Annotated in this window: 1 pseudogene; it reads right to left on the bottom strand. The window is 26.5% G+C overall.

The annotated features are described in order from the left end of the window. Positions 1 to 437, bottom strand: a pseudogene (locus CRV02_RS14915) (methyl-accepting chemotaxis protein); the annotation flags it as partial.

Raw genomic sequence — 437 nt, 5'->3', positions numbered from 1 at the left:
TCATAATACTGTTAATCACATTGATAGGAAACTGCATTATTAAATTTCCCACTCTTCTTTTTTGATCATTAAATACAGGTGTTGCAATAAAAGAAGCTGGAGTATTATAACTTGGTTCATAGGGTTTAAAATCAGAAAATGCAACTTCGCCTTTTTTTAGTCCATATGATTTTTCATTAACTAAAGCTAAGCCACTTTTTGAATAAGGTCCACTTCTCAAATTTGTTGCATAATCTTTTTCTTTAAAGGTACTGTATATTACTGTACCATTCATATCCACTAAGAAAATATCATATAAAGAGAATTTATTTAAAATAGTATTAAAGGTTTCATGAAATCTAACATGGGCAAAAGCATAGTTATTAAAAAAAGTATTTGATTGAGTTAATTTATTTTTTTCACCAATTGCTGCCTCATTTTTTATAATATACATATAT

The organism is Arcobacter sp. CECT 8989 (assembly GCF_004116715.1).
Lineage (GTDB): Bacteria > Campylobacterota > Campylobacteria > Campylobacterales > Arcobacteraceae > Halarcobacter.
This window is presented reverse-complemented; position numbering and strand designations above follow the sequence as displayed.